Origin of the sequence: Paenibacillus sinensis, assembly GCF_019904155.1 — a bacterium.
Taxonomy (GTDB): Bacteria; Bacillota; Bacilli; order Paenibacillales; family Paenibacillaceae; genus Paenibacillus_AQ; species Paenibacillus_AQ sinensis.
Genome location: NZ_JAHCMB010000239.1, coordinates 19,768 through 36,432 on the forward strand (window position 1 = coordinate 19,768; position 16,665 = coordinate 36,432).

The 16,665-nt window shown below is 55.2% G+C and carries 17 protein-coding genes; 14 read left to right on the forward strand and 3 right to left on the reverse strand.

The annotated features are described in order from the left end of the window. Positions 1-232 precede the first annotated feature (232 nt). Positions 233-1,426, forward strand: coding sequence for an NAD(P)/FAD-dependent oxidoreductase (locus KIH86_RS28075; RefSeq protein ID WP_223083205.1), 1,194 nt, complete (start codon positions 233-235; stop codon positions 1,424-1,426). A 1-nt stretch (position 1,427) separates the two neighbouring features. Continuing rightward, the gene (locus tag KIH86_RS28080) at positions 1,428-1,682 is read left to right on the forward strand and encodes a hypothetical protein (RefSeq protein WP_223083204.1); all 255 of its coding nucleotides are present in this window, start codon (positions 1,428-1,430) and stop codon (positions 1,680-1,682) included. Positions 1,683-1,768: 86 nt separating this feature from the next. Here KIH86_RS28080 and hemQ read toward each other — a convergent pair whose 3' ends face one another. Next, a complete protein-coding gene (gene hemQ / locus KIH86_RS28085; protein WP_223083203.1) occupies positions 1,769-2,521 on the reverse strand; it encodes a hydrogen peroxide-dependent heme synthase in 753 nt (250 codons plus the stop codon). A gap of 273 nt (positions 2,522-2,794) precedes the next feature. On the opposite strand from hemQ, the gene KIH86_RS28090 reads away from it, so the two are divergent. Further along, on the forward strand, positions 2,795-3,091 hold the full coding sequence (locus tag KIH86_RS28090) for a YuiB family protein (protein ID WP_223083202.1): 297 nt from the start codon (positions 2,795-2,797) through the stop codon (positions 3,089-3,091). 41 nt (positions 3,092-3,132) lie between these two features. Here the strand turns inward: KIH86_RS28090 and KIH86_RS28095 are convergent, their stop codons facing one another. Further along, positions 3,133-4,035 carry a LysR family transcriptional regulator gene (locus KIH86_RS28095; RefSeq protein WP_223083201.1) on the reverse strand — a complete coding sequence of 301 codons (903 nt, stop codon included), beginning with the start codon at positions 4,033-4,035 and terminating at the stop codon, positions 3,133-3,135. A gap of 124 nt (positions 4,036-4,159) precedes the next feature. On the opposite strand from KIH86_RS28095, the gene KIH86_RS28100 reads away from it, so the two are divergent. The 5 genes from KIH86_RS28100 (at position 4,160) to trxA (ending at position 8,905) form a co-directional block, all read left to right on the forward strand. Further along, positions 4,160-4,951, forward strand: coding sequence for an SDR family oxidoreductase (locus tag KIH86_RS28100; RefSeq protein ID WP_223083200.1), 792 nt, complete (start codon positions 4,160-4,162; stop codon positions 4,949-4,951). Between the two features lie 71 nt (positions 4,952-5,022). Next, positions 5,023-5,310 (forward strand): Dabb family protein, encoded by a 288-nt coding sequence (locus KIH86_RS28105; RefSeq protein ID WP_223083199.1) that lies wholly within the window; start codon positions 5,023-5,025, stop codon positions 5,308-5,310. Between the two features lie 284 nt (positions 5,311-5,594). Further along, the gene (locus tag KIH86_RS28110; RefSeq protein WP_223083198.1) at positions 5,595-7,118 is read left to right on the forward strand and encodes a DnaD domain protein; all 1,524 of its coding nucleotides are present in this window, start codon (positions 5,595-5,597) and stop codon (positions 7,116-7,118) included. Positions 7,119-7,139: 21 nt separating this feature from the next. Further along, entirely contained in the window at positions 7,140-8,099 is a 960-nt protein-coding gene (dnaI, locus tag KIH86_RS28115; RefSeq protein WP_223083197.1) for a primosomal protein DnaI, read from the forward strand. Positions 8,100-8,584: 485 nt separating this feature from the next. Continuing rightward, positions 8,585-8,905 carry a thioredoxin gene (trxA, locus tag KIH86_RS28120; protein WP_038698395.1) on the forward strand — a complete coding sequence of 107 codons (321 nt, stop codon included), beginning with the start codon at positions 8,585-8,587 and terminating at the stop codon, positions 8,903-8,905. Positions 8,906-8,955: 50 nt separating this feature from the next. On the opposite strand, the gene KIH86_RS28125 is transcribed toward trxA, so the two are convergent. Next, a complete protein-coding gene (locus tag KIH86_RS28125) occupies positions 8,956-9,714 on the reverse strand; it encodes a hypothetical protein (protein WP_223110783.1) in 759 nt (252 codons plus the stop codon). A 52-nt stretch (positions 9,715-9,766) separates the two neighbouring features. Here KIH86_RS28125 and KIH86_RS28130 point away from each other — a divergent pair, with 52 nt between their 5' ends. From KIH86_RS28130 to KIH86_RS28155, 6 genes are all read left to right on the forward strand, one after another. Further along, the gene (locus KIH86_RS28130; RefSeq protein ID WP_223083195.1) at positions 9,767-10,030 is read left to right on the forward strand and encodes a hypothetical protein; all 264 of its coding nucleotides are present in this window, start codon (positions 9,767-9,769) and stop codon (positions 10,028-10,030) included. Positions 10,031-10,044: 14 nt separating this feature from the next. Then, complete coding sequence (gene uvrC / locus KIH86_RS28135) at positions 10,045-12,039, forward strand: excinuclease ABC subunit UvrC (protein WP_223083194.1); 1,995 nt, start codon at positions 10,045-10,047, stop codon at positions 12,037-12,039. Between the two features lie 267 nt (positions 12,040-12,306). Continuing rightward, a complete protein-coding gene (locus KIH86_RS28140) occupies positions 12,307-13,308 on the forward strand; it encodes a FecCD family ABC transporter permease (protein WP_235775646.1) in 1,002 nt (333 codons plus the stop codon). Positions 13,309-13,315: 7 nt separating this feature from the next. Continuing rightward, positions 13,316-14,329 carry a FecCD family ABC transporter permease gene (locus tag KIH86_RS28145; RefSeq protein ID WP_407672373.1) on the forward strand — a complete coding sequence of 338 codons (1,014 nt, stop codon included), beginning with the start codon at positions 13,316-13,318 and terminating at the stop codon, positions 14,327-14,329. An 18-nt stretch (positions 14,330-14,347) separates the two neighbouring features. Continuing rightward, the gene (locus tag KIH86_RS28150; protein ID WP_223083191.1) at positions 14,348-15,298 is read left to right on the forward strand and encodes an iron-hydroxamate ABC transporter substrate-binding protein; all 951 of its coding nucleotides are present in this window, start codon (positions 14,348-14,350) and stop codon (positions 15,296-15,298) included. A 293-nt stretch (positions 15,299-15,591) separates the two neighbouring features. Next, the gene (locus tag KIH86_RS28155; protein WP_223083190.1) at positions 15,592-16,581 is read left to right on the forward strand and encodes a MerR family transcriptional regulator; all 990 of its coding nucleotides are present in this window, start codon (positions 15,592-15,594) and stop codon (positions 16,579-16,581) included. Positions 16,582-16,665: the final 84 nt, after the last annotated feature.

Below are 16,665 nucleotides of genomic sequence, written 5' to 3' on the forward strand. Positions count from 1 at the left end.
ATTATAACCACAGCCGAGCCATCCTGCAAAGAGACAGTCAGGCAGGAAAACGGGGATTCCAGGATTATCTGATAACAATTGCTATTTGCCAAATAGCACGATATTATTTAAAATATATATGATATTTTTTTGAATCCTTTAAGTTTTATTGGAATTTATTCTAATTCCATGTGTATAATTTCACAAAAATAAAGCAGAGAAAATCTGTATGGCTGTTGGAAGGAGCCGGAACATGAACAGCATTCCCAAAATCGTTATTCTAGGTGCGGGCTACGGAGGCATTTTGACCGCACAGCGTCTGCAGAAAGCACTGAACTACAATGAGGCGGATGTTACGCTCGTTAACCGTCACGAGTACCATTACTTTACGACCCATCTTCATATGCCCGCAGCGGGTACAGACAGCATTGAGCACTCGCGCGTTGCGATTTCCAAGCTGATTGACGAGTTCAAAATTGACCTGGTGAAGTCTTCCGTCCAGGAAATTCGGACCCAGCAGAAAAAAGTGATTCTGGAGGACGGCACCCTGTCCTACGATTACCTGGTCATCGCGCTCGGAGGAGAACCGGAGACCTTCGGTATCCCGGGACTGGACAAATACGCCCTGACGATCCGCAGCATTAACTCCGTTCGCCTCATTCGCGAGCATATTGAGTACCAGTTCGCCAAATACAAGAATGAAGGCAACCCGCAGGAGCATATCAATTTCGTAGTCGGCGGCGCGGGCTTCAGCGGAATCGAATTCGTCGCCGAGCTGGCCGACCGGATTCCGGATCTGTGCAAGGAATACGACATTGATCCGAGCATGGTCAACATCTATAATGTGGAAGCCGCACCAACCGCGCTCCCGGGCTTCGCTCCGGAGCTCGTTGAGCATGCCATGAACGTGCTGAGCAAGAAGGGCGTGACGTTCAAGATCGGCGTTGCGATCAAGGAATGCATGCCTGGCGCCGTACTGCTGGCAACAGGCGAAGAAATCAAGGCATCGACCATTGTCTGGACGGGCGGTATTCGCGGCAACCGTCTGATCGAAGCCGCAGGCTTCGAGGCAATGCGCGGACGCGTCAAGGTTGACGAGTTCCTGCGCGTGCCGGGACATGACAACATCTTCATCATTGGCGACGGTTCGCTCGTCATGGGCCCTGAAGGACGTCCTTATCCGCCGACAGCCCAGATTGCGATGCAGCAAGGCGAGTGCTGCGCACATAATCTGGTAGCCGCAATTCGCGGACAGCAGTCTAAGAAATTCGTGTTCAGCAACAAGGGCACGGTCGCTTCCCTGGGCAAGGGTCAAGGCATCGCCGTTGTCGGAGACAAGAAGTACAAGGGCTGGGTTGCCGCGCAGCTGAAGAAAGTCGTCGACATGCGCTACCTATTCATTATCGGCGGTATTCCGCTGGTGCTGAAGAAAGGCAGATTCCTGTAAAATGCGTCACTGCAGCGTGCAGGTAAGGGGGCTGCTGACCCGGGAGGAGCTTGACCGGTATAACGGTCTGATGGAGGTTGGCTCTTACCTTGAGGACCAGAGCCGGTATGAACTGGCCTATATCGTCCAGAAAGAGGTGGACATTCTGATCCTTCCCGCGATCGAGCGGCTGAAGGAGAAGAGTCGTGCCCGCGACCGGGCAACTGCCAATTATTTGAAAGCCCTGCAGGACGGGGAAGTGGAATCCGAGTCCTGATAGCTCGAAATAAAGAAGGGTGCGTCCGAGGCGTTCAACACGCCAGGGACGCACCCTTTGTTACGTTTCAGTCCAACCCACAATCCTTATACCTTGAGCATCTCGTCTAATGCTTCCAGGTCAAGCAGGTTGCCCACATAGAACGGCCCGAACTCGCCATACCGGGCGCTGACTTCATCAAAGCGCATTTCATAGACGAGCTTCTTGAAATGCAGTGCGTCATCGGAGAACAGGGTAACTCCCCATTCCCAGTCGTCAAAGCCTACCGAGCCGGTGATGATCTGCTTGACCTTGCCGGCGTAGCCGCGTCCGATCAGACCGTGCGAGTACATCAGCTCCTTGCGCTTCGCCATGTCGAGCATGTACCAGTTATCGTCCAGCTCGCGTTTCTTGTTCATCGGGTAGAAGCAAATATGCTTGGCCTTCGGCAGCACCGGCTTCAGCCGTGCGGCGACATGCGGATTCTGCATCGGGTCACCGCCGCTGTCTCCGCTTGGGTTATAATTGCTCAGCTCCACAATGCTGACATACGAATAAGCTTTAGTCGTAAATCGGGCGAATGCGGTCTTATTAAAAGCGGTCTCCAGCTTGTTCAGCTCTTCCAAGCTCTCACGCAGATGCATCATCACGAAGTCGGCCTTCTGCCCGACGATCGAATACCAGGCAGAGCTGCCAAGCTTGGCGTCCTCCACACCAGACCATTCCTGTACAAAAGCGTTCAGTTCATCCAGAGCCACAGCGCGTTCCTCATCATCGGCCGCCGTCCAGGCGGTCCAATTCAGAGAGCGGAAGTCATGGAGCGCATACCATCCTTCCAGCGTCAAAGCGGCTTCACTCATGCGATCACTCCTCAATTGGTTGTCCTCTATGCATTGTAGCGCAAGCGGGACGGCTGAATCAAACGGGTGAATCCGTTTCTTTATGATTCGTTGTTTCGTACGTTCTTTTCAAGTACACTATCCTGAAATAACCGGGTTCCGAATTCCCCGACCTTCAATTTCTGACGACGCCTGATAGCTCCGAGAAGCAGAATGAAATGCCGATAGTGGATCACTGGTTGAGAATGTTATTTTGAGAGCGCTTAATAATAGGAAGAAAGAGGTGGAGAATGAATGGGATTCATCTCGATATTTGGACAAGCTGTCCTGTTTTTGGTCATGATGTTCGTCATCGGATATATCCTCAACATGCTGATGAAGACCACCTGGTTCCCGGTCTATCTCTATGTACTATTGATCCTACCGGTGATGGTGTACTCGATATGGGACCGTTCCTCGGTATCCCTGTGGGAGCATATATCATCCTATAGCCTTGTGGATTATCTGACCGGAATCGCGGGTCTGGCCGGAGTGGTACTCAGCGGCCGGATGATCCGCCGTCTGCGGCTTGGCGGGTACAAAATGTTATAGTTATAGGAGCAGGACAAGACTTCCCTAAAGCCGTCCCCGGGTCAAGCCGGAGGAGTAGCCTTCAACTGATCCGGGGAGCTGTTTCGAATAAAGTCCAAAAACCCCCTGGCTGCGGGAGGCAGATAACGGTCCGTTCTCCATTTAAGGCCGATTTCCCACATCCAGCCCTTCTCTTCAATCGGGAGCCAGGAGATGCCATCGAGCTGGAGTCCCGTCATTTTGGGCAGTACGGACACCCCGAGTCCGGCGGAGATAAAACCTGCGACAGTGATTAAGTCTTCAGCGTCATACATGGCATTTAGTTCAAAGCTTGTATTCTCAAACCGGGCTGCCAGCGTCTGTTTAAGCCCACAGTTCTTGTTCATTCCGATGAAAGGTTCTCCGGTAATCTCTCGAAGACTGATTGATCCGCGAGACGCAAAGGAATGGCTGTCAGGCACGGCGAGGTACAACGGAACCGTGTTGATGGATAACCACTCGTACTGGCCATCAGTCGCCTCTTTGGACGTTATCATCAGATCCGAGAACCCTTTTTCAAGATGGGCGTTGATAACGTCATAGTTACCCTGCGTCAACTCGAATCTAATCCCCGGCTTCTCCAGCTGATAGCGTTTGATGAGTCGCGGAACCTGCTCGGCGCCCAAAATATTGAGATATGAGAGATTCACGATTCCCGTATCGGGGTTTGTATAGGCCTCGATCTCATGAACGCCCGCTTTCAGTTCCATGAGTCCCTGCTCCACCCGCTTGGCGAACATGAGGCCGTAGGCATTAACCCGGATATTGCGCCCGGTCCGATCAAATAAAGGAACACCCAATTCGCTCTCAAGCCTGGAGATGGCATGACTTAGGGCGGACTGGGTTACCCGCAGTTCCTCAGCCGCCTTGGTCAAATGCTGGTGACGGACAACCGTCAGGAAATATTCAAGTTGAGTCAGTTCCATAAGGGACTGTCCTTTCATGATAAATATTCATTAATTTGATGAAAATAATAAAATAGATTAATCAAAAAGTCCATTGTATGATGTACCTGTCCGATCGGAGCACATGATACAAGGAGATGAGACAATGGCTTTTCACATTACGGGAGAGAAGGAATTCGCCGGGAAACGTGTGTTGGTGACTGGCGGTACCAAGGGGATGGGAGCTGCGATTGCGGGAAGGATGGCGGATTCCGGGGCAACAGTTATCACCACAGCCCGTTCGATGCCAGAATCGGGGAGCTTCCCGGGCATATTCGTTGAAGCGGATATCAGCACGCCGGAAGGAACGGACAAGGTTGTACAAGAAGCTTTGAACCGTCTGGGCGGAGTGGACATCCTTGTGAACAATGTCGGAGGTTCGTCCGCTCCATCAGGAGGTGCGCTCGCCTTAAGCGATCAAGATTGGCAGGAGACAATTAACGCCAATCTGCTTGCGTCCGTCCGGCTGGACCGCGGCTTGCTGCCAGGCATGGTTGAGCGTAACAGCGGAGTTATCATACACATTTCCTCCATTCAGCGACGGCTCCCCCTGTATGAGGCGACTCTCGCTTATGCAGCGGCCAAAGCGGCGCTTACCACCTACAGCAAGGGATTGTCGAAGCAATTTGCTCCCTTAGGGGTACGTATCAATACGGTAGCTCCGGGCTTTATCCAGACCAAGGCTGCCGATGCGTTAATAGATAGGCTGGCCGTAGAAACGGGAAACCGGGAAACGGCACTGAATGCATTGATGGATTCGCTTGGTGGCATTCCGATTGGCCGGCCTGGATATCCGGAGGAGGTGGCGGAGTTGGTTGCGTTTCTGGCATCCGGCCGGGCGGCCTCCATCACCGGCAGCGAGTATGTGATCGATGGCGGGACGCTTCCCGCCGTGTAACAGGCAAGAGCGGGATTGAGACAGGGATAGCCTGGTTAAGCCGCATAGATTAAAGAGAAGGGAGCCGCTTAATGCTGACGAATAATCTGCTTATTAAGCTGAAAGACAACAGCCCGGAAATGAGAAGCCGCGTTAGGGAGAGACTGCTCGGCATGAAAGGACAGATTGAGAACCTTTCAGGGATTGAAGTCAGGGAGGAGGTCCGGACCGGACAATCAGCCTTTGACCTGATGCTGATTACCTGTTTCCGGTCCATGGAGGATTACGAAGCTTATTTGACGCATCCCATTCATGTTGAGGTGTCGGTATTTATGCAGAGCGTTATAGAATCCGGCGCTTCGCTGCTCTATCAAGACTGAGTTATATCAAGGCAGGGTCAAGCATATCCATAGAGAAGGCGCATTGAGACGGCCGCTTCCGTGAGGATTTATCCGGGATGCGGCCGTTTCGCCTATTTTCATGACAGGGCCCCAAAAATCCAGCAAGATACAGGATGCCGGGGACCGGATGCGAAACGTCCCTAGAAAGCGCCTGATTTGGGCTTTTTTCCACATTTCCAGACAGTCGATTTATGATAGAATAGAACTCTACTTGTCGTAGACAAGATTATGAATTCGTGATTTTTTGTGGGGGGTTCCGGAAGATGCATATCCAGCATCTGCATCATTTCACCGAGCATCATCGGTACTGCGTTTCCCGCGAATTCGGCCTCAGTCCCGTTGACGAGCGTATGCTGAATTCGATCTATCAGCCTATGGTCGGCGCCTTTGCGATAAGCCTGTACCGTCTGCTCTTCAGCCATGTGCCCGCGGAAAACATCGGCTACTCCGCTGCGGAACCGCAGCGCCGGCTGTTTCTGACGCTGGGCGTTGAGCCGAACGAGAAGGGCCGGAGAATGATGATCGAACAGGCATCCCGGCTGGAAGCCGTCGGACTGCTTCAGACCAGCCGGATATTTGTCCCGGAGTCGGAAGATTATATGTACGAATACGAGCTGCTGCAGCCCTTGTCTCCAAATGATTTCTTCTCCACCCAGCATCTGACGCTGCTGCTGCGCGACAAGGTCGGCAAATTCGCTGTCCTGTCTCTTAGAGAGCAGTTCTGGAGCCGGGAGCCGGAGGAATGGAGCCGGGGAGCCGTCGGCAAGGAGAATATTTCGCGGCCTTTCTATGATATCTTTGAATTGAATACACATGTTATCGATTATGAGCTGGAGCAGGCGCTGACTGAAGTGGCTTCCGTCCGTCAGCCCCTGAAGAGCGCGGAGGGCAAGCCGGCGATCGGATACAGCGATCTCATTCTGCGTTTCCCGCGCGAGTCGGTCAACCGCGCACATGTCGAGAAGCTGCGGTTCGATTTCGAGCAGATGGGCGTCATCAACTATGTCGCTCACAAGTACAAGCTGAGCGCACAGGACCTGTGCCGGCTGCTGGATGAGGACGGCGTATTCTCGGTAGAAGGCGAGCTTATGCTGGATGTGATTCAGCACCGGGCGAGCCAGCATTTCCGGCAGGGCATGAAGCGCAAAGAGCAGCGGGAGGTGGCGGCCGCCAAGGTGGTGTCGCTGCGAGCTTCCGGGCTGGAAGGCGAGGAGGCTTTTCCGCAGGAGCATCCTGTGGAGATGGAATATTACGTGGAGGTTCCCCCGCAATTCCTCTCGAAGTGCGATATTCATCAATATAATATGATGCTTCGCAACGAGCCCTATACGCGCATGCTGGAGAACTTCTTCCCCGGCGCAGTGCCGGGCGGACTTATGGATATCTTCCAGAGCATCGACAGCAATTACAAGCTTCCGGAGGAAGTGATCAACATTCTGATCCACTATCTGATGACGATGGTGGCGTCGGAGGGCGAGCAGCGAATCAACCGCAATTTCGTGGAAGCGATCGCTTCCAACATGCTGGTGAAGCAGGTTAACACATACGAGAAGGCGGTACGCTACATACGCGATCAAGCCAAGGTTAAGGGCAAGGGGGCTTCGGGATCTTCGGCTCGCCAACGGACTTATGCCAAATCGGGAGCCCGGCCGGCCAAGCCTGAAATCCAGATGGCGGTGGACGACGGACAGGCTGGAGCTGTATCCGAAGAGGAATTCGCGGAGATGATGAAGATGGCCGCCAGCATCAAGGCCAGCAAGAAAAAAGGAGCGGCGGATCAGCCGTAAGCGAAAGAGAGGTGTGTGGGGATGGAATCGATGGGCGAAGTGCTTCGTTCGATGAGTAATCCCGCTGTACGCCTGCGGTCAAGGGATCTGGAACGTGAGCTTCTGAACCATGAATTGGTGCTTCGGCTGAGAGCCGAGCATCCCGAACTGGACGAATCCAGGCTGAGGCTGCATCTGCCCCGCCTGTATCAATATGTGGAGGAGGCCCGGAATTGCGCGAGCTGTCCCGGGCTTGACAAGTGCCCCAATGATTTCCAGGGGCATTACAGCAAGCTGACCGTGGAAACGGCCGGGGGATTCCCGGATCTGTATGAACGGAAGACCGCCTGTCAGCTTCAGATCGCCAGAGACAGCCAGGAGCGGATTCGACGCCGGATCACCAGCTTCTATGTCGACGAGCGGGTGCTGAACGAAGGTTATGACGAGATTGAGATTATGGGCAAGGATTCGCGCCGCGCTCCGGCGGTAGGGCGATTGTTTCAGTATATCGAGAACGTCAAGGAGAACGGCTTGTCTGCGCGCGGCCTGTACCTGTACGGCTCTTTCGGGACGGGCAAGACATTCATGATGTGCTATCTGCTTCACGAACTTGCCGTTGCGGGACATAGCGGCGTCATTGTCTACATGCCGGATTTCATCGAAGAGCTGAAATCGATGATGACGGACGGAGCCAAGCTGAAGGAGACGGTCGATACGCTGAAGAACTGCGATCTGCTGATCTTCGACGATATCGGCGCAGAGAACCTCAACCCCTGGGCGCGTGATCATGTGTTGGGGCCGATCCTTAATTACCGGATGGAACGCAAACCGACGTTTTACACGTCCAACTATCCGCTGGAAGGCCTGGAGAAGCATCTCAGCTTCACGAGCAAGGACGGCGAGGAGATGCATAAAGGCCAGCGTCTGATGAACCGGATCTCGCCGTATGTCGAGGTGGTGCAACTGGTCGGGGACAATCAGCGGGGCCTGCCGCGCTCCTGATAAAACACAACCATCCACAAAGGCAGGTCTGTCTTCCGGGCCTGGCTTTGTTTATTTTATCCGAGACTTGATCATAGCCTTAATGAAAAAATAAACCGGTTATCACCGTCGCCATTCCCATATGACGCCTGTCAAATCCAGTAGTGGAAGGTGCAACCATATCTTTTTCAAAAAGATGTGACATTTCACATATTGGATCAAATTATGTTATACTGATTATGTGTCGGTAAATGGCAATCTGGTTATCATACTTACATGACTGCAGTTCACAATACCGGCTTTCTTCAATACCGGATGACCGCAAGTCGATTGCGGGTCCGCAACTGCATAGAACGGGCAGTTCCATCCGCTACGGCGCAGAACACCGGCATATATAGAGCAGTTCGTTGTCTTACGGAATTCCTGAAGACCGCCCGTATTGCTGATATGTGAAGGGTTTTGAAACCGGGCATGGGCTGTCACTACCATTTAAGGAGGAACTTATCATGGCAATCGTGAACGTGTCTGACCAAACCTTTAATAACGAAGTCCAAACAGGCGAAGGTACTGTAGTCGTGGACTTTTGGGCCCCTTGGTGTGGTCCTTGCAAAATGCTGGCTCCTATTCTGGACGAACTGTCCAGCGAACTGGGCGACAGCCTTAAAATCGCCAAATTGAATGTAGACGAGAACCCGGAAACGGCTTCCAAATTCGGCGTGATGAGCATTCCTACGCTGATCTTCTTTAAAGACGGCCAGCCTGTCGATAAAGTAGTCGGACTGAACTCCAAGGAATCCCTCAAGAACATCGTCGCTAAACATCAATAATCAATAAACCGCCGCATGTCCGGGCCCTGCGCCCATCCAGCGCCTCCGGTTCATACCGGAGGCGCTTTGTGCGCTATGGAAGCAGGCGATCCCCGAAGTAGAGCGATTCCCGAAGGGAGAGCGCGGGGAACGCGAGTGCTGAGAAAAGCACGCCCACCCGCGCCGAAGTAGAGCGATTCCCGAAGGGAGAGCGGCGGGGAAGCGCGTGTGCTGAGCAAAGCACGCTCACCCGCGCCGAAGTAGAGTGATTCTCGAAGGGAGAGCGGCGGGGAAGCGCGTGTGCTGAGCAAAGCACGCTCACCCGTGCCGAAGCAGAGCGATTCCCGAAGGGAGAGCGGCGGGGAAGCGCGAATGCAGAGTAAAGCACGCCCACCCGCGCCGAAGTAGAGCGATTCCCGAAGGGAGAGCGGCGGGGAAGCGCGAGTGCTGAGCAAAACGTTGCCCACCCGCGTGCCGAAGTAGAGCGATTCCCGAAGGGAGAGCGGCGGGGAAGTACGAGTGCCGAGCAAAGCACGCTCACCCGCGCCGAAGTAGAGCGATTCCCGAAGGGAGAGCGGCGGGGAAGCGCGTGTGCTGAGCAAAGCACGCTCACCCGCGCCGAAGTAGAGTGATTCTCGAAGGGAGAGCGGCGGGGAAGCGCGTGTGCTGAGCAAAGCACGCTCACCCGTGCCGAAGCAGAGCGATTCCCGAAGGGAGAGCGGCGGGGAAGCGCGAATGCAGAGTAAAGCACGCCCACCCGCGCCGAAGTAGAGCGATTCCCGAAGGGAGAGCGGCGGGGAAGCGCGAATGCAGAGCAAAACGTCGCCCACCCGCGCGCCGAAGTAGAGCGATTCCCGAAGGGAGAGCGGCGGGAAAGCGCGTGTGCAGAGCAAAGCACGCCCACTGCGCCGAAGCAGAGCGATTCCCGAAGGGAGAGCGGCGGGGAAGCGCGTCGTATGCGATTACGCCACAGCAGGAGCGCCGCATGAAAGTGTCCCGAGCCCACCGCCCGGCAGGGCGGCGGGCGAGAAGGACCGCTTGATTCACAGCCAGTCATTTACCCAGGTGCTCAACCGCCACTCGTTCGCCAATTTAGGGTGTCCAGAGGGCAGAGCCCTTGGAGTCCTCCCCGGTGGGGAGGATTGAGGAGGGGAAAACCATTGACCTACACCGATAACATCCGCAACAAGCTGGCGCTGCTGCCGGATTTGCCCGGATGCTACCTGATGAAGAACGAAGAAGGAACCATTATTTACGTAGGCAAGGCGAAGGTGCTGAAGAACCGGGTCCGCTCCTATTTTACGGGCAGCCATAACGGCAAAACCCAGCGGCTCGTTACGGACATCCGCGACTTCGAGTACATTGTGACCGGCAGCAACATGGAGGCACTCATCCTGGAGTGCAACCTGATCAAGAAGCATATGCCGCGCTATAATGTGCTGCTGAAGGACGACAAGACTTTTCCCTATATCAAAATTACGAATGAACGCCATCCGCGCCTTGAAGTGACACGACGGGTGCTTAAAGACAAAGCGAAATATTTCGGACCGTATCCAAACGGCTATGCGGCCCAGCAGACGAAGAAGCTGCTCGACCGGATGTATCCCTTGCGCAAATGCAATACGCTGCCGAAGGAGGTCTGCCTGTATTATCATATGGGCCAGTGCCTCGCCCCCTGCGAGAAGGAAGTGGAGAAGCCGGAATATGACGAGATCATCCAGAACATATCAACGTTCCTTGGAGGCGGGCATGAGGCGGTCAAGAAGGATCTTCAGCAGAAGATGCAGGAGGCGGCCGAGGAGCTGTATTTCGAGCGGGCGAAGGAACTGCGGGATCAGATCATCCACATCGAGGCCCTGATGGAGAAACAGAACATCAACACGACAGACACGAAGGACCGCGATGTATTCGGCTATGCTGTGGACAAGGGTTGGATGTGCGTGCAGATCCTCTATATGCGGCAGGGAAAAATGATCCAGCGCCACTCCTCCAGCTTCCCGTTCTACGGGGAAGCGTACAGCGACTTTATGTCTTACGTGACGCAGTATTACAGCGACAACCCGGCGCTGCCGCAGGAAATCCTCCTGCCTGAGGCGCTGGAGGTCAAGGACGCGGCGACGGTGCTGCCGCCGGAGCCTGCTGAAGACGCCGCGGCGGCTACCGCGGCGCTGAGCGGCGGCGCAGCAGCCGCCGCCGAGCTCTCCGCGGAGGATGACGCGGAGGACGAGACGGCCGCGGACGAAGCGGCCGCAACCACAGGCGAGGCCATGGACGCCGCCGCCGAAGGCGTGGTCGATGCCGCCGGAGGAGCGGCGGCTCTGCAGGAATGGCTGGGCGTCAAGGTGCTTGTGCCAAGACGCGGCCTCAAGAAGAAAATGGTGCGCATGGCCTGTGAGAACGGGCGCGTGGCGCTGGAGGAGAAGTTCCGCCTCATCGAGCGGGACGAAGAACGCACCTCCGGAGCGGCGCAGAGCCTGGGCCAGAGCCTCGGCATCGAGAACCTGAGCCGCATAGAGGCGTTCGATAACTCGAACATTCAGGGCACGAACCCCGTATCGGCCATGGTGGTCTTCATTGACGGCAAGCCGGACAAGAAAGAGTACCGCAAATACAAGGTGCGGACGGTGCAGGGCCCGGACGATTACGAGACGATGCGCGAGGTTATACGCCGCCGCTATGAGCGCGTGCTGAAGGAAGACCTCCCGCAGCCCGACCTGATCGTCGTGGACGGCGGACGCGGCCAGATTTCGGCCGCCGTGGACATTCTGGAGAACGAGCTCGGCCTGTTCATTCCGGTCTGCGGGCTGGTCAAGGACGACAAGCACAAGACCGCCGAGCTTCTGGTCGGCGATCCGCCAGAGCCGGTACGCCTGGCCCGGGACAGCGAGGAGTTCTATCTCCTCCAGCGCATCCAGGACGAGGTGCATCGCTTCGCGATCACCTTCCACCGGGAGCAGCGCGGCAAATCGATGGTGACCTCCCGGCTGGATTCCATCCCGGGCATCGGCGAGAAGCGCCGGAAGCTGCTGCTGAAGCATTTCGGCTCGCTGAAGAAGATCCGGGAGGCCAGCGTGGAGGATTTCCGGCCGTTGTCCATCGGTGACAAGCTGGCCCGGCAGATTCTCGATGCACTCCGGGATGAGGAAACGGTCTGATTCCATTGCTCATACATGAATGAATAGGCAAGCCCGCTTCTTACGTTATTGATGATGACGTAAGGAGCGGGCTTTTTTTCGTGAAAAGATATGCCGTCCCGAACGTCCCGAACATTAAGGCTTCGATAGCCCATCATGCCGAAACCGAAGACGATGATGCCTGGGGCTGGACAAGTCCGGTCCCATATACTATTATACTATCAGTAAATGAAATTGATTCTCATTTTCATACTTACCTTTCATCTGTGTTCAAAGGAAGTGGCTTGTGTGCAGCATAAACGGTGGGCCGCCGCCTTGTGGTTCATCTCTGCGGCTGCGCTTCTGCTCCTCTCGATTGGTTTCGCCGCTTCATACGGAGCGAAAGAGCTGAGCCTCCGGACAGTATGGACGGCGATCTTTGCCTATGACGACCGTCTGACCTCCCATCAGATCATCCATGATTTGCGGCTGCCGAGAGTGCTTGGAGCCGCATTATCCGGTATGGCCTTCGGCGCGGCGGGAGCGATCATGCAGGCTGTCACCCGGAATCCCCTCGCAGACTCCGGTGTGCTGGGAATCAATGCCGGTGCAGCTATGGCGGTGGCTCTCAGCTTCGCTTTCTGGCCGGGGCTGCCATACATACAATTAATGATGCTGTCGTTCCTCGGCGCGGCTCTCAGTACGCTGGCTATTACAGGCCTCGCCTCGCTGACTCCGGGAGGGCTTACCTCGCTGCGGCTGACCATTGCAGGCGCGGTCATTTCAGCCATCCTGCATTCCGTTACCGCCGGAATCGCCATTTATTATGCGCTGAATCAGGATTTGGCCTTCTGGTATGCAGGCGGTGTGGCGGGAATCGGCTGGAGCCAGCTCAGACTGCTGGCGCCTGTCATTGTGCCCGCGCTCCTGCTGACACTGCTCATGAGCCGCTCTATTACGCTCATGTCGCTTGGTGAAGAATCGGCGGCCGGACTCGGAATCCGTACAAGCCGGGTCCGGCTGCTCGGAATGGGAGCAGCCGTGCTTCTGGCGGGAGCCGCAGTATCGGCGGCTGGCTCCATCGCTTTCGTGGGGCTGGTCGTGCCCCACATTGCCCGCAGGCTTGTCGGCGTCACCTTCGCCAAGGTGCTGCCGCTGTCCGCACTGCTGGGGGCCATCCTGCTGGTCCTTGCCGATCTGGCGGCACGAACCGTCAATCCCCCCAGGGAGTTCGCCATCGGGGCGATGGTCGCTATAATCGGCGTTCCATTCTTCCTGTACCTGGCCCGCAAGGAAGGGAGGGAGCTTTAGCATGGAGATGAAAGCTCCTGCGAGGAACCGGAGGATGCTCGTCCTGTCCCTCGCTTTTCTGCTGCTGGCCTGCGCGGTCATCCTGATCAGCCTGAACACCGGCTCTATCCGGCTGTCGCCCGGCGAGGTGCTGCGGACGCTGACGGGCTACGGCACAGCCGACCAGCGCCTGATTCTGTTTGAATATCGGCTCCCCCGTATTCTGATCTCCGCCCTGGCCGGGATCGGGCTGGGCGTCGCCGGTGCGGTCCTTCAGGGCGTATCCCGGAACGCGCTTGCGGACCCGGGCATTCTCGGACTGAATGCCGGAGCGGCCTTCGGGCTGGTCGCCTTTGTATCGTTCTTCCATTCGCTGAAAGGCCTCGTATCGTTGATGCTTCCGCTGTTCACATTTGCGGGCGGGACGTTGGTCGCGCTGCTGATTGTGCTTCTGGCATACGACCGGTACAGAGGGCTGCCGCCGATCCGCCTCATTCTCGTCGGCATCGCCGTTGAAGCGGGAATCAGCGCGGTGACGCTGTATTTGTCGCTGAAGCTGGATGAAGACACCTATGCGTTCGCAGCCCGCTGGCTTGCGGGAAGCATATGGGGAAGAGACTGGTTCAGCGTCTGGGCGCTCCTGCCCTGGATCGCTGTGCTTGTGCCGCTCGTGTACTACCACTCGCGGACGCTCGATCTGTTCACGCTGGGCGATGAGACGGCGGCAGGCCTTGGCAGCAGCGCCTTTCGCAGCCGACTTCTGCTGCTGGCCGCGGCGGTGGCCTTGTCCTGCGCCAGCACCTCGATGGCGGGCGGGATCGGCTTTATCGGCCTGGTGTCTCCCCACATCGCCAGACGGCTGGCAGGACCGCAGCACCGGCATTTTCTGCCGGTTGCCGCTCTGACGGGACTCGTTGTGCTGGTTGGGGCGGATACGATCGGCCGCTCTCTTTTTCAGCCTAATGCAATTCCGGCAGGGGTCGTGGTGGCCGCGATCAGCGGACCCTACTTTCTATACTTGCTGTTAAGAACGAAATCCTAGACTTAAGGAGCATACATCATGATAACCAAACTGAGATCTACGCTGCTGTTGACGCTTGCCGTCTCGGCCGCCCTATGGCTTGCAGCCTGCGGAACAGGAACGAATTCCTCCGGAACCGCAGCGGAGGGGAGCGCCTCTCCGGCAGCATCGGCCGCCGCTTCCCCGCCTGCCGAAGGCGCCAAAATCGCCTCCATGTCGATTCACATAACGAATAACCTGCTGGCGCTGGGGCTGAAGCCTGCCGGCTCGGTGATCGGGGGCGATGTCAAGGACTTCCTGCCTCATGTGGCCGACCGTCTTGAAGGCACTGCCAAGCTTGGCGTAATCAGCGATCCGGACCTCGAGGCAGTGCTCGCGCTGAAGCCCGATGTCATCTATACCGATTCCTCGCTCGGAGCGGATACGATTCCTCAGCTGAAGAAGATCGCTCCCACTTACTCGATCGATATGGACGAAGGGACCTGGAGAGATCATCTGAACCGTCTGGCGGAGTATGTGGGCAAGCAGGACGAAGCGAAGGCCTTTATCAGCGAGTACCAAGCCAAGGCAACAGAGGTTGGAGAGCTGATCAAGAGCAAGCTTGGAGCAGATGCGAAGGTAATGGCAATCCGTTCCACGCCCAAAGAGCTGCGGGTCATGGGCATGAAGCGTCCGGTGGGTCCGCTGCTGTATCAGGATTTGGGGCTGAAGCCGGCGGATGGAGTCGAACAGATCAAGGATGAGCCTTACGCCGTCATCTCGCAGGAGATGCTTCCGGACTTCAACGCCGATGCGATCTTCGTTATTATCAGCACCGGGACTGCCGCCAAGGGGAACTTCGAGGAGCTTCAGAAGAGCGCCATCTGGAAAAACCTCAAGGCGGTCCAAAATAATCATGTCTACGTAGTCAACGGATCGGCCTGGCTCGATTATTCCGCAATGGGCCACCGGATCGCGCTGGATGACGCGGCGCAGCTTTTTGCCAAGTAGACGGTTAGACTCCGGAATGTCCGCAAGCGGGACCAATAATTCCAGACCCTAGCAATAGGGTCTTTTTGCGTTGAGGCTATGAGTGATATTGTGAATATATGGTAGTATTAAAAATGACGGTTGTTCTGAAGCTATCGAAGTATATACAGTCTCATTTGTCGATAAGTTTGGCGTTCGATGGTGCTTCATGGTTTAAGCATAACGGACTACTTGCAAAATGGCTTTGCAGGATGCTTATTGACTTTGACGTCGCGGCGTCCTCTACACTTCAAGTATAGGAAAGGAGGAGGAACATGGAGCTTGTGACTATCAGCGAGGTATCAAGATCGTTTCAGGTGACGACCCGAACACTCCGATATTATGAGCAGCTAGGGCTTATCGAGAGTACCAAAAAAGAAGGATACGCGTACAGAACATACGACGATCTTTCTTTACAGCGTCTCCGGCAGATCATGATATTAAGAAAGTTAGGTGTGCCTCTAAGACAGGTAGCTACCATTCTAGACCATGAAGATGCTGTTGTCGCTATAGACATTTTTAAGGAAAGGGTAGAGCAAGCAGCAAGCCGGATCGAGTCTTTGACTACGATCAAGGAAATCATGATGAAGCTTATCGAAGAGCTGGAACGAAATAATGTACTCCAGATCAAGCCTGATATCTGGTGTGATGAGGCTCTGCTCCATGAAATTGAATCCTTATCCTTAACATGCCTGGATTTGAAGGAGGAGAAGTCAATGAAGGATCTGAACAAAGCAGCGGAGCAATTACAGGTACTCGATAATGTAAGGATTGTCCATGTTCCGCCCGGCACAGTGGCGGCAAGTCATTATGAAGGGGAGAACCCGGAGGAGCATGCCGGCAACCAATTGGCAGAATTCCTGCAGAGAAGTCAGCTTTATTCGATCAAACCGGATGCCCGTGTCTTTGGTTTTAATCATCCGAACCCTTCTCATGAAAGACCCTATTATGGGTATGAGCTGTGGGTTACGATTCCTGAAGATATGGAGGTTCCTGCACCTCTTCTTAAGAAGCAGTATTCTGGCGGTCTGTATGCGGCGCATACCATAACGCTCGGCAATTTTCATGAGTGGAAACTTTTGTCCGACTGGGTATGCCAGGATAATCCGAAGTATGAACCCGATTTATTGGCTGACAACGGGGAGTTCATGGGCGGGTCATTGGAAGAACATCTGAACTATGTATATCATTGTCATCTCAATTGGCCGGAGAGCGACGAGCATCAGCTGGACCTGCTGTTCCCTGTTAAATTGAAGAACTCATAAAGCAAGCCAATAAAACCACGCTCCCATAACTTTTGTTATGCGGGCGTGGTTTGTTCTTTATAGACAGCATGTAATTGAATAATT

What these genes read in the sequence shown, in the direction of transcription:
- KIH86_RS28080 (WP_223083204.1), top strand. Translation starts at nt 1,428, where the DNA reads ATGCGTCACTGCAGCGTGCAGGTAAGGGGGCTGCTGACCCGGGAGGAG.
- KIH86_RS28145 (WP_407672373.1), top strand. Translation starts at nt 13,316, where the DNA reads ATGAAAGCTCCTGCGAGGAACCGGAGGATGCTCGTCCTGTCCCTCGCT.
- KIH86_RS28075 (WP_223083205.1), top strand. Translation starts at nt 233, where the DNA reads ATGAACAGCATTCCCAAAATCGTTATTCTAGGTGCGGGCTACGGAGGC.
- KIH86_RS28100 (WP_223083200.1), top strand. Translation starts at nt 4,160, where the DNA reads ATGGCTTTTCACATTACGGGAGAGAAGGAATTCGCCGGGAAACGTGTG.
- trxA (WP_038698395.1), top strand. Translation starts at nt 8,585, where the DNA reads ATGGCAATCGTGAACGTGTCTGACCAAACCTTTAATAACGAAGTCCAA.
- KIH86_RS28105 (WP_223083199.1), top strand. Translation starts at nt 5,023, where the DNA reads ATGCTGACGAATAATCTGCTTATTAAGCTGAAAGACAACAGCCCGGAA.
- KIH86_RS28095 (WP_223083201.1), bottom strand. Translation starts at nt 4,035, where the DNA reads ATGGAACTGACTCAACTTGAATATTTCCTGACGGTTGTCCGTCACCAG.
- KIH86_RS28090 (WP_223083202.1), top strand. Translation starts at nt 2,795, where the DNA reads ATGGGATTCATCTCGATATTTGGACAAGCTGTCCTGTTTTTGGTCATG.
- KIH86_RS28155 (WP_223083190.1), top strand. Translation starts at nt 15,592, where the DNA reads ATGGAGCTTGTGACTATCAGCGAGGTATCAAGATCGTTTCAGGTGACG.
- KIH86_RS28150 (WP_223083191.1), top strand. Translation starts at nt 14,348, where the DNA reads ATGATAACCAAACTGAGATCTACGCTGCTGTTGACGCTTGCCGTCTCG.
- dnaI (WP_223083197.1), top strand. Translation starts at nt 7,140, where the DNA reads ATGGAATCGATGGGCGAAGTGCTTCGTTCGATGAGTAATCCCGCTGTA.
- hemQ (WP_223083203.1), bottom strand. Translation starts at nt 2,521, where the DNA reads ATGAGTGAAGCCGCTTTGACGCTGGAAGGATGGTATGCGCTCCATGAC.
- KIH86_RS28110 (WP_223083198.1), top strand. Translation starts at nt 5,595, where the DNA reads ATGCATATCCAGCATCTGCATCATTTCACCGAGCATCATCGGTACTGC.